General features: G+C 67.5%; 19 protein-coding genes. 12 read left to right on the forward strand and 7 right to left on the reverse strand.

The genetic code is table 11. The features are described from left to right. The first annotated feature begins 163 nt into the window (after positions 1–163). The 5 genes from ehuB (at position 164) to ABE485_RS08905 (ending at position 4,396) form a co-directional block, all read left to right on the forward strand. The gene (ehuB, locus tag ABE485_RS08885) at positions 164–1,078 is read left to right on the forward strand and encodes an ectoine/hydroxyectoine ABC transporter substrate-binding protein EhuB (protein WP_346514927.1); all 915 of its coding nucleotides are present in this window, start codon (positions 164–166) and stop codon (positions 1,076–1,078) included. A 9-nt stretch (positions 1,079–1,087) separates the two neighbouring features. Beyond that, entirely contained in the window at positions 1,088–1,741 is a 654-nt protein-coding gene (gene ehuC, locus ABE485_RS08890) for an ectoine/hydroxyectoine ABC transporter permease subunit EhuC (protein ID WP_346514928.1), read from the forward strand. Then, positions 1,738–2,409, forward strand: coding sequence for an ectoine/hydroxyectoine ABC transporter permease subunit EhuD (ehuD, locus tag ABE485_RS08895; protein WP_346514929.1), 672 nt, complete (start codon positions 1,738–1,740; stop codon positions 2,407–2,409). Before ehuC ends, ehuD begins: the two co-directional genes overlap by 4 nt. Then, positions 2,406–3,176, forward strand: coding sequence for an ectoine/hydroxyectoine ABC transporter ATP-binding protein EhuA (gene ehuA / locus ABE485_RS08900; RefSeq protein ID WP_346514930.1), 771 nt, complete (start codon positions 2,406–2,408; stop codon positions 3,174–3,176). Before ehuD ends, ehuA begins: the two co-directional genes overlap by 4 nt. 107 nt (positions 3,177–3,283) lie before the next feature. After that, positions 3,284–4,396, forward strand: coding sequence for an NADH:flavin oxidoreductase/NADH oxidase (locus ABE485_RS08905; protein ID WP_346514931.1), 1,113 nt, complete (start codon positions 3,284–3,286; stop codon positions 4,394–4,396). 69 nt (positions 4,397–4,465) lie between these two features. On the opposite strand, the gene ABE485_RS08910 is transcribed toward ABE485_RS08905, so the two are convergent. The 3 genes from ABE485_RS08910 to ABE485_RS08920 all read right to left on the reverse strand — a co-directional run bounded on the left by ABE485_RS08910 (position 4,466) and on the right by ABE485_RS08920 (position 6,388). Further along, the gene (locus ABE485_RS08910; protein WP_346515056.1) at positions 4,466–5,116 is read right to left on the reverse strand and encodes a dUTPase; all 651 of its coding nucleotides are present in this window, start codon (positions 5,114–5,116) and stop codon (positions 4,466–4,468) included. Positions 5,117–5,211: 95 nt separating this feature from the next. Continuing rightward, the gene (locus tag ABE485_RS08915) at positions 5,212–5,736 is read right to left on the reverse strand and encodes a hypothetical protein (protein WP_346514932.1); all 525 of its coding nucleotides are present in this window, start codon (positions 5,734–5,736) and stop codon (positions 5,212–5,214) included. A 13-nt stretch (positions 5,737–5,749) separates the two neighbouring features. Then, entirely contained in the window at positions 5,750–6,388 is a 639-nt protein-coding gene (locus tag ABE485_RS08920; protein ID WP_346514933.1) for a DedA family protein, read from the reverse strand. Between the two features lie 106 nt (positions 6,389–6,494). Between ABE485_RS08920 and ABE485_RS08925 the strand changes: the two genes are divergently transcribed. From ABE485_RS08925 to ABE485_RS08950, 6 genes are all read left to right on the forward strand, one after another. After that, positions 6,495–7,535 carry a metal-dependent hydrolase gene (locus ABE485_RS08925; RefSeq protein ID WP_346514934.1) on the forward strand — a complete coding sequence of 347 codons (1,041 nt, stop codon included), beginning with the start codon at positions 6,495–6,497 and terminating at the stop codon, positions 7,533–7,535. A 140-nt stretch (positions 7,536–7,675) separates the two neighbouring features. Next, a complete protein-coding gene (locus ABE485_RS08930; protein ID WP_346514935.1) occupies positions 7,676–8,443 on the forward strand; it encodes an IclR family transcriptional regulator in 768 nt (255 codons plus the stop codon). Between the two features lie 69 nt (positions 8,444–8,512). Then, positions 8,513–9,217: a dipeptidase PepE gene (pepE, locus tag ABE485_RS08935; RefSeq protein ID WP_346514936.1), complete on the forward strand. Its 705-nt coding sequence runs from the start codon at positions 8,513–8,515 to the stop codon at positions 9,215–9,217. Next, positions 9,214–10,143, forward strand: a complete 930-nt coding sequence (locus tag ABE485_RS08940) for a DUF1177 domain-containing protein (protein ID WP_346514937.1) — start codon at positions 9,214–9,216, stop codon at positions 10,141–10,143. The genes pepE and ABE485_RS08940 overlap by 4 nt, the downstream gene beginning before the upstream one ends. Next, positions 10,140–10,829 carry an AroM family protein gene (locus tag ABE485_RS08945; protein WP_346514938.1) on the forward strand — a complete coding sequence of 230 codons (690 nt, stop codon included), beginning with the start codon at positions 10,140–10,142 and terminating at the stop codon, positions 10,827–10,829. The genes ABE485_RS08940 and ABE485_RS08945 overlap by 4 nt, the downstream gene beginning before the upstream one ends. A gap of 117 nt (positions 10,830–10,946) precedes the next feature. Then, complete coding sequence (locus ABE485_RS08950; protein WP_346514939.1) at positions 10,947–11,936, forward strand: Bug family tripartite tricarboxylate transporter substrate binding protein; 990 nt, start codon at positions 10,947–10,949, stop codon at positions 11,934–11,936. A gap of 112 nt (positions 11,937–12,048) precedes the next feature. Here ABE485_RS08950 and coaBC read toward each other — a convergent pair whose 3' ends face one another. The 4 genes from coaBC to ABE485_RS08970 form a co-directional block, all read right to left on the reverse strand. Next, positions 12,049–13,245 (reverse strand): bifunctional phosphopantothenoylcysteine decarboxylase/phosphopantothenate--cysteine ligase CoaBC, encoded by a 1,197-nt coding sequence (coaBC, locus tag ABE485_RS08955; RefSeq protein WP_346514940.1) that lies wholly within the window; start codon positions 13,243–13,245, stop codon positions 12,049–12,051. A 219-nt stretch (positions 13,246–13,464) separates the two neighbouring features. Beyond that, a complete protein-coding gene (lspA, locus tag ABE485_RS08960; protein ID WP_346514941.1) occupies positions 13,465–13,995 on the reverse strand; it encodes a signal peptidase II in 531 nt (176 codons plus the stop codon). Positions 13,996–13,997: 2 nt separating this feature from the next. Further along, a complete protein-coding gene (ileS, locus tag ABE485_RS08965; RefSeq protein ID WP_346514942.1) occupies positions 13,998–16,859 on the reverse strand; it encodes an isoleucine--tRNA ligase in 2,862 nt (953 codons plus the stop codon). Next, positions 16,849–17,814 (reverse strand): bifunctional riboflavin kinase/FAD synthetase, encoded by a 966-nt coding sequence (locus ABE485_RS08970; protein WP_346514943.1) that lies wholly within the window; start codon positions 17,812–17,814, stop codon positions 16,849–16,851. The genes ileS and ABE485_RS08970 overlap by 11 nt, the downstream gene beginning before the upstream one ends. Before the next feature lie 134 nt (positions 17,815–17,948). Between ABE485_RS08970 and purN the strand changes: the two genes are divergently transcribed. Next, on the forward strand, positions 17,949–18,605 hold the full coding sequence (gene purN, locus ABE485_RS08975; RefSeq protein WP_346515057.1) for a phosphoribosylglycinamide formyltransferase: 657 nt from the start codon (positions 17,949–17,951) through the stop codon (positions 18,603–18,605). Positions 18,606–18,948: the final 343 nt, after the last annotated feature.

An 18,948-nucleotide genomic window follows, 5' to 3' on the forward strand; every position in this document is an offset into this window, starting at 1 on the left:
CCCTACCGTTTGTAACGTGTTCTAACCCGCCATAGGGCAACGGACCTCAAAAGCAGGCTTAGGCCTGCTTTTTTGCGTCTGTATCATTCGTGTAGAAATCATTTAATAGCGTATTATTTTTAGTGAAGCCATGCACCTAGAAATAAATACGGGAGAAATATCCATGACCTTGCTTCGATCCAGACGACTGCTGTTGGCCTTGAGCCTGGGCATTCTGGCCGCCTGCTCCGATTCGGGTTCGGACAAGCCGGCCCCCGCGGCGGGCGCCGCCCCGGCCGCAGGGACCAGCACCCTTCAAGCCGCCAAGGCCGCCGGCAAGATCCGGATCGGCTACGCCAACGAGGCGCCGTTCGCCTACATGGACAGCAAGGAAGCCAAGGTCACGGGCGAATCCGTCGAGATCGCCCGCGTCGTGCTCAAGCGCATGGGCATCAATGAAGTGGAGGGCGTGCTGACGGAGTTCGGCTCGCTGATCCCCGGACTGGCCGCCAAGCGCTTCGACATCATCGCGGCCGGGATGTATGTGACGCCCGAACGCTGCCAGCAGGTGGCTTTTTCCAACCCGACCTACGGCGTGGGCGAGGCCTTTCTGGTGAAGGAGGGCAACCCGAAGAACCTGCACAGCTATGAAGACGTCGCCAAGAATCCGGACGCCAGGCTGGGCGTGGTGGTGGGCGCCATCGAGGGCGACTATGCCGAGAAAGTGAAGATCCCGTCGGGCCAGGTCGTGGTGTTCCCGGACGCGGTCAGCGCATTGTCCGGCGTGCAGGCCGGCCGCGCCGACGCCTATGCCGCCACGGCGCTGACCATCAATGACCTGATGGGCAAGACGCAGGCGGGCAGCGGGCTGGAAAAGGCCGATCCCTTCACCGATCCCGTGATCGACGGCAAGGGCGTGCGCGGCTACGGCGCCTATGCCTTCCGCACCGACGACAAGGCCTTCGCCGAAGCCTTCAACGCCGAACTGGCCAAGCTCATCGGCACCGACGAACACAAGAAGCTGGTGGAGCCGTTCGGGTTCACCGAGCAGGAACTGCCCCAGGGCGTCACGGCGGCCAAGCTCTGCGCCGGGCAATAAGGGGCGCCGATGCAGTTGATCTCAGAACATATCGCGGAGCTCGTGCCGCCCCTGCTCGAGGGGCTGGCCGTCACGCTCCAGATCATGGCCGGCGCGGTCGTGCTGGCGGTGCCGCTGGCGCTGCTGTCCGGCATGGGCCGCCTGTCGTCCGCGACGCCGGTGCGGTGGCTGGCGTCGGTCTATGTCGAAGTCTTCCGGGGCACCTCCGCCCTGGTGCAGCTCTTCTGGTTCTACTTCGTGCTCCCGCTGTTCGGGGTCCAACTGCCGGCCATGCTGGTGGGCATCGTGGTGCTGGCGCTGAATGCCGGGGCGTATGGCGCCGAAGTGGTGCGCGGCGCCATCCGTGCCGTGCCGCCGGGCCAGCGCGAAGCGGGCGTGGCGCTGAACCTGACGCGCGGCCAGATCATGCGCCGCATCGTGCTGCCGCAGGCCGTGCCGGCCATGCTGCCGCCCGCCGGCAACCTGCTGATCGAACTGCTGAAGAACACCGCGCTGGTGTCGCTGATCACCATCACCGACCTGACGTTCCGCGGCCAGCTGCTGCGCAGCGAAACCCTGCGCACCACCGAGATCTTCACGCTGATGCTCCTGATGTACTTCGCGGTGGCGCTGCTGATCACGGCAGGCGTGCGCCTGCTTGAGCGGAGGGTCCGCGTCCGATGACACCGATATTCGACTGGTCTTTCGCCCTGGAAATCCTGCCCACGCTGGGTTCCGCGCTGGTCATCACGATCCAGGCCACGGTGATGGGGATGCTGGTGGCCGTCACGCTGGGCCTGGTGCTGGCGATGCTGCGCCGATCCCGCCTGCGCATCGTGTCGCTGCCCACGGCCTTTTTCATCGAGTTCGTGCGCAGCACGCCGCTGCTGGTGCAGATGTACTTCCTGTTCTACGTGCTGCCCTTGACGGGGGCGCGGATGTCTCCGCTCATGACCGGCATCGTGGCCCTGGGCCTGCATTACGCCACGTATTGCGCCGAGGTCTACCGCGCCGGCATCGAGGCGGTGCCGCGCGGCCAGTGGGAAGCGGCCACGGCGCTGAACATGTCGCGCTGGCGTACCGCCATCGGCGTGGTCCTGCCGCAGGCGATCCCGCCCGTGGTGCCGGCGCTGGGCAACTACCTGGTGGCGATGTTCAAGGACACGCCGCTGCTGTCGGCCATCACCGTGGTCGAACTGCTGCAGCAAAGCAAGATGATCGGATCCTCGACGTTCCGGTACACCGAGCCCCTGACCCTGGTGGGCGTGCTGTTCCTGGCGCTGAGCCTGGTCGCGGCATGGGGCGTGCGCGGCCTGGAGGCCCGCCTGCAACGATATGGAGGAAAGCGATGAGCGCCAGCGTGAACATCAAGAATCTGCACAAGCGCTACGGGGACCTGGAAGTCCTGCGCGGCATCAACCTGGAGATTCCGGCGGGCCAGACGGTGGCAGTCATCGGCCCCTCGGGGTCGGGCAAGTCCACCTTGCTGCGCGTGCTGATGACGCTGGACCGGCCCAGCAGCGGCGACATCGAGATCGACGGCCAGCCGATGTGGACCGACGAGCAGGGCCGTCCGGCGGGTCCGAACTCCGAGTACCTGCGCAAGGTGCGTGGCAAGATCGGCATGGTGTTCCAGCACTTCAACCTGTTCCCGCACATGACCGCGCTGGGCAACGCCATGGAAGCGCCGCTGCATGTGCTGGGCATGTCCCGGGACCAGGCGCGCGAGCGCGCCGTCGAATACCTGGAAATGGTGGGGCTGGGCGACAAGCTGGACGTCTATCCCGCGCAATTGTCGGGCGGACAGAAGCAGCGCGTGGGCATTGCGCGCGCACTGGCGATGTGTCCGGAAATCATGCTGTTCGACGAGGTGACCTCCGCGCTCGATCCGGAACTGGTGGGCGGCATCCTGCAGATCCTGCGCGACCTGTCGGCACGCCGCAGCATGACCATGATCATCGTCACGCACCAGATGAAATTCGCCGAGCGCAGTTCCGACCGCACGCTGTTCTTCGACCAGGGCAACATCGTCGAGGACGCCGAATCGTCGGTGCTGTTCAGCCAGCCCAAAGAGGCGCGCACGCGCCAGTTCCTGGATTCGGTGATCGAAGGGCAATAGGCATGCGCCGGTCCGGCGGGGTTTAACCCTGCCGCAGGCCCCGGGATTGCTGCCCTTTCGGCGCGCGGGCGCTATGCTGTGGCGTCCAATGCTCCGGAGTTTCACGCATGAGTCACCTGTTCAGCACCACGTCAATCGGCAACGTACAACTGGCCAATCGCATCGTCATTGCGCCCATGTGCGAATACTCGGCGGAAGAAGGCCGCGCGACCGACTGGCACATGATCCATCTGGGGCATCTGGCATTGTCCGGCGCCGCGCTGCTGTTCACGGAGGCCACCGCGGTGGAACCCGACGGCCGCATTTCTCCGGGAGATCTCGGCCTGTGGTCCGACGAAACCGAGGCCGCGCTGGGCAAGGTGGTCGCGGCGGTGCGCCGCTACTCGCCCATCAAGCTGGGCATCCAGCTGGGCCATGCCGGCCGCAAGGCCTCCAGCGACGCGCCCTGGAACGGCGGCCAGCTCGTGCCGGCCAGCGAAGGCGGCTGGCAGGGATGGGCGCCGTCGGCGGTGCCGCACAATGCGCATGAACCCGCGCCCCATGCGCTGGATGCCGCCGGCCTCGAGCGCGTGCGCGACGCGTTCGTCGACAGCGCGCGCCGCGCCATCCGGCTGGGCTTCGACGCCATCGAGTTGCACGCCGCGCACGGCTACCTGCTGCACCAGTTCCTGTCGCCGCTGGCGAACCGGCGCGACGACGCCTATGGCGGCTCGCTGGAAAACCGCATGCGCTTTCCGCTGGAAGTTTTCCAGACGTTGCGTGAGATCACGCCGCCCGAGGTGGCGCTGGGCGTGCGCGTGTCCGCCACCGACTGGGTCGACGGCGGCTGGGACCTTGAACAGACGCTGGTGTTCGCGCAGGCGCTGAAAGCCCGCGGCTGTGAATTCATCGATGTGTCCAGCGGTGGCGTGTCGTCGCAGCAGAAGATCCCGGTGGGGCCGAACTACCAGGTGCCGTTCGCCGACGAGATCAAGCGCAAGATCGGCATGCCCACCATCACCGTGGGCCTGATCACCGAGGCGCAGCAGGCCGAGGACATCGTCGCGCAAGGCCAGGCCGACATGATCGCGCTGGCGCGCGGGATGCTCTACGATCCGCGCTGGCCCTGGCATGCCGCCGCCCAACTGGGCGGCCAGGTCGATGCGCCGCGCCAGTATTGGCGCTCGCAGCCGCGTGAACTGAAGGCCCTGTTCGGCGAGACGCGCTTCGGCCAGCGATAGGCAAGGCCGCGTCGCCAACGCAAAAAACGCCGCAATGCGGCGTTTTTTTCTGGCCCGGCGTCGCGCGGTTTACAGGCGCGAGTACGTCAGTTCCAGCTCGCGATGCAGGACGTCGGCGAAATCGGCGCTGGCGGGATCCTGCTGCGACAGCAGGCGGGCCAGCACGACGTTGTCTTCCTCGCCGTTCCAGATCTTGATGTAGGTGCCTTCCTTGTAGCCGTGCTGCTGGCGGAAGATGTTCAGCACGTTCTTGGACACGTATTGCGTGTAGGCGTCGTTCCAGCTCATCTCGCAGGCGGTCATGGTCTGTTCCAGGACCTTGAAGCTGGCGCGGCCGCAGACCGCCAGGCCGCCGATCAGCTCCAGCAGTTCAGGCACGTTCAGCGCGTCCAGCGCATGGGACTTGCCGTCCAGCGCGACGGTGCCGGGCGAGGCCAGGTCGGCCACCAGCGCGCGCGCGGCGGCCTCGACGTCGCCGCCCGCCTGGACGATCGTGTGCGACAGGTAGAAATGCAGGATGTCCACCAGCTCCATCTGCACCTGGGGCAGGTCGATGGTCTGCTTCTTCCACCACTTCCAGCCGTAGTGTTCCAGGGCCTCGGCCGATTCGACGAAGGCGGCGCGCAGGAAGCGGGCCCCGCCGTTGATCCAGTCCGGATTGATCATGCTGTTCAGGTGGCCTTGCAGCTTCAGCATCGTGGCCGCCTGGGCCTGGTTCAATCCGACAACGTTATTCACTTTCACTCCGGTATTCGTGGGGGTCTTTGCGACTGGGCGGAAATGTTAGCACCAATGCGCCAGCCGTCCGTCCGGCCTCAGCCCCCGTCCTTGCGGTACGACGAAGGCGTCAGCGGCGGCAGTTTTTCCAGGGGCGTCTTGCGTGGATTGCGCGCGCCGCTGGCCGCCTTGAACAGCATGAAGGCAAAGAACGCCAGGAAGAGGGCGGGCAGCAGCTCGTCCATGTCGAAGCGGGGATTGTGCAGCGCGCGGAACCCGATGTTGACGGCCGCCCAGCCGGCCAGCATGCCCGCCACCGTCAGCACCACGCCGAGCTTGCGCTGGCGCGCGCGCCGGGCCAGCGAGACCGTGGCTTCGTCGGCCTGGCCGGGCGCGGTGGCGCCGGGCGAAGGGGCGTTCCGCGACTGCAGGGGCGGCGGCGCGGCGTTGCCCCAGGGGGCGTCGGACAGCGAGCCGGGCGTGGCAGGCGCGGGCCGTGGCGGCGCTTCGCGGCGGGCATCGCGTCGATCGGATTCCCGGCCGGGCGCAGCGGCGCCCGTGCGCGTCAGGGTTTCGATGTAGCGCGCGAAATCGCCGTTCTTGGGCTCGCCATCAATGGCCATCAGGCTCTCCGGTTCAGTTGCCCCGCCGCACGCGCACCGGTTGGCGGCGCTTGCGCAGCATGGCTAGCAGTAGCCCGCATCCTAGCAAAACGGAGAGGCCCGCGCCGATCATCATGGCGATCTGCTGGGCGTTTTCGGCAGCGCCCAGGCTGCGCGCGGTGATGTAGCCCGGCGCCAGCATCAGTGGCAGCCAGAGCACGGCGGACAGCACGTTCGCCAGCTGGAAGCGGCTGTGCGCCATGCCCATCACGCCGGCGACCGTGGGAATGGTGGAGCGGATGGGGCCGAGGAAACGGCCGATCAGGACCGACGCAAAGCCGTAGCGGTAGAAGAACAGCCGGGCGCGCGCCACGCCGGTGCGCTGTTGCTTGAGAGGCCAGCGGCGCAGCACGCCGGGGCCCAGCCAGCGGCCCAGCCCGTAGGACAGCGCGTCGCCGACGATGGCGCCGGCGATGCCCCAGGCGAGGATGCCTCCGGGCGCCAGCGTGCCGGACCCGATCAGGCCGCCCGTCAGCAGCATCAGGGCGGTCGCGGGAATGAAAAGGCCCAGGAGTACCATGGACTCGCCCAGCGTGAGCAGGAAGGTGATGGGCCCCGCCCAGGCCTGGTTGGCCTCGATGAACTGGCCGATTTCGGTGATGTATTGGTCCATGAATGCGAAGTTGAAAATTAGCTGAACGCAATCGGGTATGTTAACGCCTGCGCGGGCCGCCGCAGGGCGTCTAGGCCAAATGGCGCAAGCTCAACGTTGGAGAACCATGGATTCAGTTACACAAGCGGTGCTGGGCGCCAGCATACAGGGCGCCATGCTGGGGCGTGTTCAGGGCAGGCGGGCGCTGATCTACGGCGCGGCCCTGGCCACCGTGCCGGATCTGGACGTCCTGATGAGCTATCCCGATCCCGTGTCGCTCATGACCTATCACCGCGGCTTCTCGCATTCGGTTTTCGTGCTGACCGGACTGGCGATGCTGCTTGCCTGGCTGATCCGCAAATACTGGCCTCAGGCGCCCTACAGCGGAAGACGGCTGTTCCTGACGTTGTGGCTGGTGCTGGTGACGCATCCCATCCTGGACGCCTTCACCGTCTACGGGACACAGCTGTTCTGGCCGCTGGCGGCCATACCGGAGAGCTGGTCGGCGGTGTTCATCATCGATCCGGTCTACACGGTGCCGCTGCTGGCGGCGGTGCTGTTCGCGATCGCTTTCGGACTGAAGCCCGCCGCGCGTCGATTCCTGGTTGCGGCGCTGATCTTCAGCACGGCCTACCTGGGCTTCGGCCTGGCGGGGCGCATGGCGGCCGAGCACCGCGTGCGCGACGCCATGCAGGAGCAGGGCATCGCCGCCGCCGAACTCAGAGCCATCCCCATGCCGTTCAATACCCTGGTGTGGCGCGTGATCGCCAAGACGCCGGATGGCCACTACTACGAGTCGGTCAGCAGCCTGTTCGACCGGGATCCGCCGGAATGGCTGCGCCTGCCGCTGAACCTGGACATCGGCCAGGCGCTGGCGGGCGTGCCGCTGCACGATCGGCTACGCTGGTTCACGGACGACTGGCTGCGATATGACGCCATCGGCGATGCCCTGGTGGTGTCGGACCTACGCATGGGCATGGCCGGTCACTACACCTTCCGCTTCAAGATGGCCGAACGGACCGCCGATGGCGCCTGGAAGCCGGTGACGCCTTCCGTCTGGCCGAGCGACCGCGGCGGGTGGGCTGAACTGAAGCTGGTGCTGGGTCGCATCCTGCATGCCCAGCCGCCGCTGCCCCTGGCCCAATGGTCGGAGCTGACCACCCGCTAGCGCGGCCGTTCCGCGTCGCCTGGCCAAGGCCCCCGCATGCGGGGGCTTTTTTCATGATTCGCGCTGGTTGACCTGTTTCCACTGCTTGCATTATTCTTGTTCGATATTAAGGAACTATGGTTCCGTTTTATGGAACAAGCATGAGTATTCTAGACGGCGTTCAACGCGTGCTTTCGCTCTACGCGGAAGGCGCAGCCGAATTGAGCTTCACGGAAGTCGCAGCCCGGCTGGCCATGCCCAAGAGCACGGCCTCGCGATTGCTGAACCAGATGCAGAACTACGGCATGCTCGACCAGGACGCGGCCACCCGCCGCTATCGTCCCGGCACGCTGCTGACCCAGGCCGTGCGCGCGGGCATGGCCGCCACTCCGCTGGACGAGGCCTGCCGCGCCGTGCTGGCGCGCCTGTCGGACGACAGCGGGCTTACCGCCTACCTGTCCACCCTGAATCACCGCGAGACGGTCGTGCTGCAGCGGCTGAACGGTTCGCACCCCGTGCAGGTGCTGTCGCCGCCCGGATCGCGCCGCGCCGCCTCGGGCACCGCAATGGGGCGGGCGCTGCTGTCCCGGCTGACCGACGCCGAGTTCCAGGCGCTGTACGGCGCGGACGCTTCGCAGCCCCTGCCGGTGGAAGGGCGCGATTGCCCCGCCACCGTCGGCGACCTGGCCCGCCTGGTGGCGCAGACCCGCGCGGACCATTGCGGCGTCGCCATCGACCAGGCCATGCCCGGCATCGGCGCCGTGGCCGCCGCGGTGCGCGATCCGGCCACCGGGGAATTGCGGGGGCTGTGCCTGTCTTTCGTGTCCTTCCAGGCGGACGCCGCGCGGGTGGCGCGCCTGCGCGAATCCGTGCTCGACCAGGTGGCGGCGCTGGGCCGCGAGCTGAACGATCCCTATTGGCTGACCTGATCCCCTGAATCCGCGGCGGCGTCCCGCAGGGGACGCCGCCAGAAAATCTCCTTACCGGAAACCTTCTCCATGAACCTTCTGCTTCTCAGCAATTCCAGCAGCGACGCCGGCTACCTGGTCCACGCCATGGCCGACATCCGCGAACTGATCGAGTCCCTGCCGCAAGGCGCGCCGGCCGTGTTCGTGCCGTACGCGGGCGTGACGCGCAACTGGGACGACTACACGGCGCTGGTCGCGTCGGCGCTGGCGGACACCGGCCTGGGCATCCAGGGCCTGCACCGCGCCCCGGATCCGGTCGCGGCGCTCGACGGCGCGGCGGTCATCATCGTCGGCGGCGGCAACACGTTCAACCTGCTGGGCCAGCTGCGCCGCCAGGGCCTGCTTGACGTCGTGACGCGCCGCGTGCGCGAAGGCGCGGCCTATCTGGGCTGGAGCGCGGGTTCCAACCTGACCTGCCCGACCATCTGCACGACGAACGACATGCCGATCACGGATCCGCAGGGCTTTGATGCGCTGGGCCTGCTGTCCTTCCAGATCAACCCGCACTACACCAACGCCCATCCGCCGGGCCATCGCGGGGAAACGCGCGCCCAGCGCCTGGCGGAGTACTGCACGCTGAATCCGTCCATGCCCGTGCTGGGCCTGCCGGAAGGCGCCGCGCTGCGCGTGCGCGGCCACAAGATCGCGCTGGTCGGCCCGCACGATGCGCCGCTGTTCAAGGGCCACGAAGAACCGCGCATGTTCCGCCCCGGCCCCGTGGAGATCCCGGCATGAAGCAGGTCATCGACACCATCGAACTGCTGTCGTCCGCGCACGTCACGGGCGAGGCCGTCGCGCAGGTCCTGCGCGCCGCCGGCGACTGCGAAGTGCAAGTGACCCGCCTCGAACGAGACGGCGCCGCCACGGAGTTCCTGTCCATCGTCATTCCCGGCGCCGATGCATCGGCGCCGCAACTGGGCATCGTGGGCCGGCTGGGCGGCATCGGCGCCCGTCCCGCCGTCACCGGCCTGGTGTCCGACAGCGACGGGGCGGTGGTGGCCATTGCCGCCGCGCTCAAGCTGATGGCCATGGCCCGCCAGGGCGACGTCATGCCCGGCACGGTGCGCATCCGCACCCATATCTGCCCGCGCGCCGGCACCCGGCCGCATCACCCGGTGCCGATGATGCGCTCGCCGTTTCCGATGCGCGAAATGATGTCGCACGAAGTCGACCCGCGCATGGACGCGATCCTGTCCGTGGACACGACGCGCGGCAACCGCCTCGTCAACAAGCGCGGCGTCGCGCTGACGCCGGTGGCCAAGCAAGGCTATCTGCTGCGCATCCCGGAAACCATGCTCGACGTCATGGGCTGGGTCAGCGGCGAGCTGCCAGTGACGCTGCCGCTGACGACGCAGGACATCACGCCCTACGAAAACGGGCTCTGGCACGTGAACTCCCTGATGCAGCCGACGATCGTCACGGACGCGCCCGTCGTGGGCGTGGCGCTGACGGCGCAGACCACCGTGCCGGGTTGCGCCACGGGCGTCACGAACGCGGTGGACGCCGACGTGGCCATGCGCTTCTGCATCGAGATCGCCAAACTGTATGGCCAGCGCACGATGACCTTTTTCGACGACGCCGAATGGAGCGCGCTGCAGGCCCGCTACGGGTCGATGGCGCACCTGCAGACCGTGGGCCGCGCTGACGGCGCCGCGCAATGAGCGCGCGCGCTTCCCGCCGCGTGGCGTTCTTCACCATCGGCCAATCGCCGCGCAGCGACGTGGTGCCCGAGATGGCGCCGCTGCTGGGCGCGCATGTGCGCATCGATGAATTCGGCGCGCTGGACGACCTGGACGCGGCCGCGCTCGCCGCCCTGGCGCCGCGCCCCGGCGAATACCGTTTCGCCACGCGCATGCGCGACGGCGCACAGATCGAACTGGACGCCGCCGCCGCCGAAGCCCGCCTCGCGCAGGTGATGCGGCAGGCGGACGGCGAGGGCTACGACGTGCTGGTGCCGCTATGCACCGGCACGGCCATCGCGCCGATGCGCACCCTGGTCGTGGAACCGCAGCAGGTTGTGGACCATCTGGTCGCCGGCCTGTCGCAGCATTGCCGCAAGGTCGGCCTGGTGGTGCCGCTGGAAGCGCAGGTCGATGCCTTTCACATGGTGGTGCCGCTGGAGTGCGGCACGCACGTGGTGCACGCCTCGCCGTACGAGGCCGACGCCGCGCAGGCCGCGCGCAACTTCGAGGCCGCCGGCCGCGAGCTGGCGGCCTGCGACCTGATCGTCATGCATTGCATGGGCTATGCCGAACACATGCGCCAGGCCGTGGCCCGCGCATCGGGCCGCCCGGTGCTGCTGTCCAACCGCATGGTCGCGCAGGCGCTTGCGCAAATACTGGAATAACGCCGCCGGATGCTGTCCCGAAGCCCCGGCCGCATGGTCAGACCCTGCGGCCGGTCCGGGCGAGCGGCGAGAGGAGACGAAGCTGTCTTCGTCAATCATTTGTTGGGAGTGTTTTTCATGTTCAGCCGTACCCTGCACCGCGCCGCTGGCGCACTGTTCGCCGTCACCGCGCTGACGGCCACGCCGGCGCTTGCCGCCGACGCCTGGAAACCCGCCAAGCCCGTGCGCCTGCTGGTCGGCTTCGCGCCGGGCGGTTCCGCCGACACGCTCGCGCGCCTGCTGGCCGAGCCGCTATCGCAGCGCCTGGGCCAGCCGGTCGTCGTCGAGAACCTGGCCGGCGCCGGCGGCAACATCATGGCCTACCGCCTGAGCCAGTCGCCCGCCGACGGCTACACCATCGGCATCGCCGCCGCCGGTTCCATGGCCATCACCCATGTCCTGAACCCCAAGGGCACGAACTACAAGCCCACCGACTTCACGCCGATCACGCTGGCGGCCGTGCAGCCCAACGTGGTCATCGTGAACAAGGACGTGCCGGCCAACAACCTGGCCGAACTGAAGGAATACTTCCAGAAGACCCCGGCGGCCACCTATGGCACCGCCGGCGTCGGCATCTCCAACCACCTGATCGCCGAGACCATGCTGTACAAGCTGGGCGTGAAGGTGCCGCACGCCGCCTACCGCGGCGCCGCGCCCGTCATCACCGACCTGCTGGGCGGCCACATTGCGATGACGATGGACAACATCTCCACGGCTGCCCCGCTGGCCTCGCAAGGCAAGGTCAAGGCCATCGCCGTGGCGTCGATCAAGCGCGCAGCCCAGCTGCCCAACGTGCCGACGCTGGACGAGCAGGGCCTGAAGGGCTTCGACATGCCGACCTGGCAAGGCGTCTTTGCCCCGGCCGGCCTGCCTGCCGACGTGCTGGCTGCCTACTATGCGGCCCTGCAGGACGTGCTCAAGCAGCCCGCGCTCATCGAGAAGATGGCTGGCCTGGGTTCGGAACCCGTTACCGGCATGACGCCCGAGAAGTTCGCCGAATTCCTGGAAAACGACCGCAAGCAATGGGCCGATATCGTCAAGGCCGCGAACATCAGCCTGGAGCAGTAAGCCGCGCCGGCCCGGCTTCGCAGCCGCCAAAGCAAAACGCCAGATCCTCGGTGGATCTGGCGTTTTTTTTGGGTCCTGCCGTTTGCCGGGGGGGCAGGGCGCGGGCGGCTGGTCAGGCAGGCATGCGCGCGGCGATTTCGGCGATCAGGCGGCGCGCGGCGTCGAGTTTGTCGCCGGCGGGCAGCGGATGCGCGCCTTGGGCATCGAACAGCACCAGTTCCGTGGTGTCGGCGTCCATGACCTTGTGCGCCAGGTTGCCCACCAGCAGCGGGATGCCCTTGCGCGCGCGCTTGGCTTCCGCGTGTTCGGCCAGCTTTTCGGTTTCGGCGGCGAAGCCCACGCACCACGGGCCGTTTTCGAGCTTGGCCACTTCGGCCAGGATGTCCGGGTTGGGTTCGAATTCCATCAGGGGCGCGCCGCCGCCTTCGCTGGTTTTTTTCAGCTTCTGGGTGCTGACGTTCTTCACGCGCCAGTCGGCCACGGCGGCCACGGCAATGAAGATGTCGGCATCGCCGACGCTGGCCATCACGGCGTCATGCATCTGGCGCGCGGTGGTGACCGGCAGGGCGGTCACGCCGCGCGGAACCTGCAGGAAAGTGGCGCCGGTGATCAGCGTGACGCGGGCGCCGGCCTCTCGCGCGGCGCGCGCCAGGGCGTAGCCCGTCTTGCCGGACGAGCGGTTGCTCAGCACCCGCACGGGGTCGACGGGTTCGGAGGTGGGGCCGGCGGTCAGCAGCACGTGGCGGCCGGCCAAGAGCTTGGGCTGGAAGAAGGCGATCAGGTCGGTCAGCAGCTCGTGGGCTTCCAGCATCCGGCCGTCGCCGGTTTCGCCGCAGGCCTGTTCGCCGGCGGCGGGGCCCAGCACGCTGACGCCATCGGCGCGCAGTTGTTCGACATTGCGCTGCGTGGCCGGGTTGGCCCACATTTCGCGGTTCATGGCGGGAGCCACCAGCAGCGGACAGGCCCGCGCAAGGCACAGCGTGGAAAGCAGGTCGTCGGCCATGCCGTGCGCCAGCTTGGCCATGAAGTCGGCGCTGGCGGGGGCAATCAGCACGGCATCCGCGCCGCGCGTCAGGTCGATGTGCGCCATGTTGTTGGGCACGCGCGCATCCCATGCATCCACGAACACCGGCCGGCCCGACAGGGCTTGCATGGTGACCGGCGTGATGAAGTGCGTGGCCGCCTCGGTCATCACCACGTCCACCGTGGCGCCTTGTTCGGTCATGCGCCGCACCAGCTCGGCGATTTTGTAGCAGGCGATGCCCCCGGTCAGTCCGAGGACGATGCGTTTGCGGGCGAGATCGAGCATGAGGGCGGAGCGGCGGGTTCAGCGCCGTGAAAACGAGGAATGGAGGGTGATTTTATTCTGCATTGCCGCATCGCGCCGTTCGTCATGCATTCAGGGGGCGTCAAACAGGACAAAAGCCAGGACAAAAGCCAGGACAAAAGCCAAGACAAAAGCCGTCCGGAACGGGCTTGAAGATTCAGCCCCGGACGCGAGCGCGCCGGGGGCCGGATTGCCCGAAGGTCAGGCCTGCGGCTTGCGGGCGCGCAGCAGTTCGTCCAGCACCAGCAGCACCGCGCCGCAGGTGATGCCGACGTCCGCCAGGTTGAAGGCGGGGAACTGCCAGTCCTTCCAGTAGAACAGCAGGAAATCCACCACGTGGCCGTACACCACGCGGTCGATGACGTTGCCAATGGCGCCGCCCAGGATCAGCGTCAGCGCCAGGCTGAAGCGCGGCTGCCCGTGCGTGCGGCGCAGCATCCAGATGATCACCACGGCGGCCACGCAGCCCAGGCCCGTGAACAGCCAGCGCTGCCAGCCTTCTTCGGATGCGAGGAAGCTGAAGGCGGCCCCGCGGTTGAACACCAGCGTGAAGTCGAAGAACGGCAGGATGTTGACGCGTTCGCCGTACTGGAAAGCGGTGTTGAAGTAGACCTTGGTCAGCTGGTCCAGCACGATGATCAGCGCGGCCAGCGCCAGCCAGCCGCCCACGCGCGCCGGTGCGGCGCGGGTGGGGGCGGCGCCCGTCACCCCGTTTTCGGAGGGGCGGGCCATGTTCAAGCCTTGTCGCGGGCTTCGCCCGAGCCGAACAGGTTGGAGACGCAGCGGCCGCAGATCTCGGGATGGTTCGCGTCCTGGCCCACGTCCAGGCGCCAGTGCCAGCAGCGTTCGCACTTCTTGTGCGCCGACGGCGTGACCTGGATGGTGGTCTCGCCTTCGCCCGCGTGCACGGTGGCGCGCGACACGATCAGCACGAAGCGCAGGTCGTCGCCCAGGCTGGCCAGCAGTTGCTGGTCTTCGCCATTGGCGTACAGGTCGACTTCGGCCTGCAGCGACGAACCGATGTCGCCGGCCGTGCGCACTTCTTCCAGCTTGCGCTGGACTTCGGCGCGGATGGCGCGCAGGCGCGTCCACTTGGCCGTCAGGGCGTCGGCGTCGGCGAACGGCGGCAGCGCGTGGTAGACCTCGGTGAAGATGGTCGTGCGCGCCGCGTCGGCCTGGTTCTTCAGGGCCGAGGCGACCAGTTCCTTCCAGGCCTCTTCCGCCGTGAACGACAGGATCGGAGCCATCAGCTTGAGCAGCGTCTGCGTGACGTCCAGCAGCGCCGTCTGCGCCGAGCGGCGGGCCAGGCTGCCGGGGGCCGACGTGTACAGGCGGTCTTTCAGGATGTCCAGGTAGAACGCGCCCAGGTCTTCCGAGCAGAAGGTCTGCAGGCGCGACACCGCCGGGTGGAAGTCATAGCGCTCGTAGTTGGCCTGCACTTCCGATTGCATCTGCGCCGTCATGGCCAGCGCATAGCGGTCGATTTCGAACAGGTCGCCATAGGGCACGGCCTGCGACACCGCGTCGAAGTCGGCCAGGTTGGCCAGCAGGAAGCGCAGCGTGTTGCGGATGCGGCGGTAGCCTTCCACCACGCGCTTGAGGATCTCGTCGGAGATGGACAGTTCGCCCGAATAATCGGTGGAAGCCACCCACAGGCGCAGGATTTCCGCGCCCAGCGAGTCGGATACCTTTTGCGGGGCGATCACGTTGCCCACCGACTTGCTCATCTTGCGGCCCTGGCCGTCCACCACGAAGCCGTGGGTCAGCAGCGCCTTGTAGGGCGGCTGGCCGTAGAGCATGCAGCCGGTCAGCAGCGACGAATGGAACCAGCCGCGATGCTGGTCCGAGCCTTCCAGGTACAGGTCGGCGGGCCAGGCCAGTTCAGCGCCGTGCGAGCCGGCGAATTCGCCGTCCTTGCCGCCCAGCACCGTGGCGTGCGTGCTGCCCGAATCGAACCAGACGTCCAGCGTGTCGCGGTTCTTTTCGTACTGGTCGGCTTCGTCGCCCAGCAGATCGCGCGGCTCGATCGCCTGCCAGGCCTCGATGCCGCCCTGCTCGACGCGCTGCGCCACCTGTTCCAGCAGTTCAGGGGTGCGCGGATGCAGTTCGCCGGTTTCCTTGTGCACGAAGAAGGCCATCGGCACGCCCCATTGGCGCTGGCGCGACAGCGTCCAGTCCGGACGGTTGGCGATCATGGCGTGCAGGCGCGCGCGGCCCCAGGCCGGGAAGAAGGCGGTGGCGTCGATGCCGGCCAGCGCCGATTCGCGCAGGGTCGGGCCGCCGTCCTTGGGGGCGACGTCCATGCCCGCGAACCACTGGCTGGTGGCGCGGTAGATGATCGGCGTCTTGTGGCGCCAGCAGTGCATGTAGCTGTGCTTGTGCTTTTCGACGTGCATCAGCGCGCCGGCTTCCTGCAGCGCTTCGACGATCTTGGGGTTGGCGTCCCAGATGGACAGGCCGCCGAACAGCGCCAGGCTGTCCACGTACTTGCCGTCGCCCATGACCGGGCTGATGAAGTCGGTGTCCTTCATGCCGTGCTCTTTGCACGACACGAAGTCCTCGATGCCATAGGCGGGGGCGGAGTGCACCACGCCCGTGCCGGAGTCGGCGGTCACGTAGTCGCCCAGGTAGGCGGGCGCCTTGCGGTCGTAGGCGGCGTTGAACTGCGCCAGCGGGTGGCGGAATTCGATGCCCGACAGCGCCTGGCCGGGCGCCGTGGCGATGATTTCGCCTTCCAGGTTCCAGGCTTTCAGGCAGGCTTCGACGCGTTCCTTGGCGATCAGCAGCAGGGGGCCGAACTTGGGCGCCGGCGACACGCGCACCAGCGCGTATTCGATTTCCGGATGCAGGTTCAGCGCCTGGTTGGACGGGATGGTCCAGGGCGTGGTCGTCCAGATGACGATGGCGCCGTCGTCCACGGACTCCAGGCCGAAGGCCTGCGCCAGCTTGCCGTGTTCGGCAAACGGGAAGGCGACGTCCACGGCCGGATCGACGCGGTCGGCGTATTCCACTTCCGCTTCGGCCAGCGCCGAGCCACAGTCGAAGCACCAGTTCACGGGCTTCAGGCCGCGGAACACGTAGCCCTTGTCCAGGATGCGGCCCAGGGCGCGGATTTCGTCAGCTTCATTGCTGAAGTTCATCGTCATGTACGGACGATCCCACTCGCCCAGCACGCCCAGGCGCTTGAAGTCCTTGCGCTGGCGGTCGATCTGCTCGAGCGCGTAGGCGCGAGCCTTGGACTGCACTTCCGCCACGGGCAGGTGCTTGCCGTACTTCTTTTCGATCTGGATCTCGATGGGCATGCCGTGGCAGTCCCATCCCGGCACGTAGTGCGCGTCATAGCCGGCCATGTTGCGGCTCTTGACGATGATGTCCTTCAGGATCTTGTTGACCGCGTGGCCGATGTGAATGTCGCCGTTCGCATAGGGCGGGCCGTCGTGCAGCACGAAGCGCGGCCGGCCGCGGCTGGCCGCCCGGATCGCCTGGTAGACGTGGTTTTCCTCCCATTGCGAAATCCAGGCGGGCTCGCGCTTGGCAAGGTCGCCCCGCATGGGGAAGGGGGTATCGGGCAGGTTGAGGGTCTTTTTATAGTCCATGAACGGCAAAATAGGCGCGCGCGTTTCGCGCGTCTTCGGCGATGGCGGCAGTCAGGGAAGGGAGATCAGGAAATTTTTCTTCGTCCCGCAGCTTTTGCAGGAATTCGACGCGTACGAGTTTACCGTATGCATTGACGGTCTCGTCGAGCAGGTGCGCCTCGAGCAGCACGCGGCCGCGGTCTTCGACGGTCGGGCGCACGCCCAGGCTGGCCACGGCGGGCAGGGCGCGGTCGGCCAGCCCGTAGACCTGGACGATATAGATGCCGGATCGCGCGGCGCATCTCTCGGCGACCCGCAGGTTCATCGTGGGAAAGCCCAGCGTGCGGCCCAGTTTCTGGCCGTGGATCACGTGCCCGCTGATATGGAAGGGGTGCCCCAGCAGATGGCGCGCGCGTTCCAGGTCGCCCACCGCCAGCGCGGTGCGCACCTCCGAACTGGAGATGCGATGGCCCTGGCGGTCGGTTACGTCCGCCAGCGTCTGGACCTCGAAGCCGTGCACCATGCCCGCTTCACGCAGCAGATCGATATCCCCGCTGCGCTTGTGCCCGAAGCGGAAGTCCTCGCCCACGAGCAGCCATTTGGCCTGCAGGCCATGCACCAGCAGTTGCTCGATGAAGGCATTGGCGGACATCTCGGCCAGGTGGGCATTGAAGCGCTCGACCACGACCTGCGAAATGCCGTAGCGCGCCAGGGCGGCCAGCTTGTCGCGCAGCCCGGAAATCCGGGTGGGCGCCAGTTCGGGACGCTGGTTGAGGGTGGCGAAATACTCCCGCGGATGCGGTTCGAAGGTCATCACGGCGGGCGTCAGCGCACGCTCGCGGGCGACTTGGCAGACGCGTGCAAGCATGGCCTGGTGTCCGCGGTGGACGCCGTCGAAATTGCCGATCGTCAGCGCGCAAGGGGCGCGGCGGTCGGGCGGGGGCAGGGATCGGTAGATGCGCAGCGATGGTTTCACGAGCGAGAGTTTACAATTTTGGATTACGGGTTTGTTCCTATCCCACCTCCGCCGCGCGCGCTGGCCGTTTTGCGCGCCGGATTCCGGGGGGCGGACAGGCCCGATTTCCCTTGGAATTCTTCATCTTGCCGGAAATTTCTTCTACCAAGCGCCGCCTCGTCATCCTGATCTCGGGGCGGGGCAGCAACATGCAGGCGCTGGCCGAGGCCTGCCGCAACGAAGGCTGGCCGGCCGACATCGCCGCCGTCATTGCCAGCCGTCCCGACGCGGCCGGACTGGAATGGGCCGCCGGGCAGGGCATCCCCACCGCCGCCCTGTACCACAAGGACTACGCCAGCCGCGAAGCCTTCGACGCAGCGCTCGCCGCGGAAATCGACCGCTATGCGCCCGACTACGTCATCCTGGCCGGTTTCATGCGCGTGCTGACGCCAGGCTTCGTCAATCACTACGCCGGGCGGCTGGTCAATATCCATCCGTCGCTGTTGCCGGCGTTCCCCGGCCTGCATACCCATGCGCAGGCGCTGGCGACCGGCGTGCGGGTGCATGGCTGCACCGTCCATTTCGTGACCCCGGTGCTGGACCATGGTCCCATCATCGCCCAGGGCTGCGTGCCCGTCCTGGCGGGCGACACGCCGGAACTGCTGGCCAATCGCGTGCTGGCGGTGGAACATCAGGCTTTCCCCGCCGCGGTGCGCTGGCTGGCCGAAGGCCGGGTTACCCTGACCAGCGACCATCGCGTGGATGTCCAAGGCGATCCGGCCCGCCTTTTCTCCTGGTCGCCGGCCGCCTGAGCGGCCCCGAATCGCTTTTTTCGGGCGGATACCGTCCGTCCCTCTGGAATACACCATGACTAAACCCCAATCTCCGCGTTCCCGTCCGGCAGGCTCCCCGAGGGCAGCCTCCGAAGGACGCGATGGTCGGTCCTTTTTCTCCCGCCCCAAGGGCGACGCCCGCGAGTCCCAGCCACGTGAACGGTCCGACCGGGGCAACAGCTCGCGCGAAGAGCGCGCCGGCGGCCGTCCTTCCCCGCGTCCGTCCTTTGACGCGCCGCGTGGCGAAGGCCGCGGCGGCGAACGTGGTTCGTACGGTTCCGAGCGCCGCGAAGGCCAGGGCCGTCCGGACTCGCGCTCGTCG

Source organism: Achromobacter spanius (assembly GCF_039673305.1).
Classification (GTDB): domain Bacteria; phylum Pseudomonadota; class Gammaproteobacteria; order Burkholderiales; family Burkholderiaceae_B; genus Achromobacter; species Achromobacter spanius_F.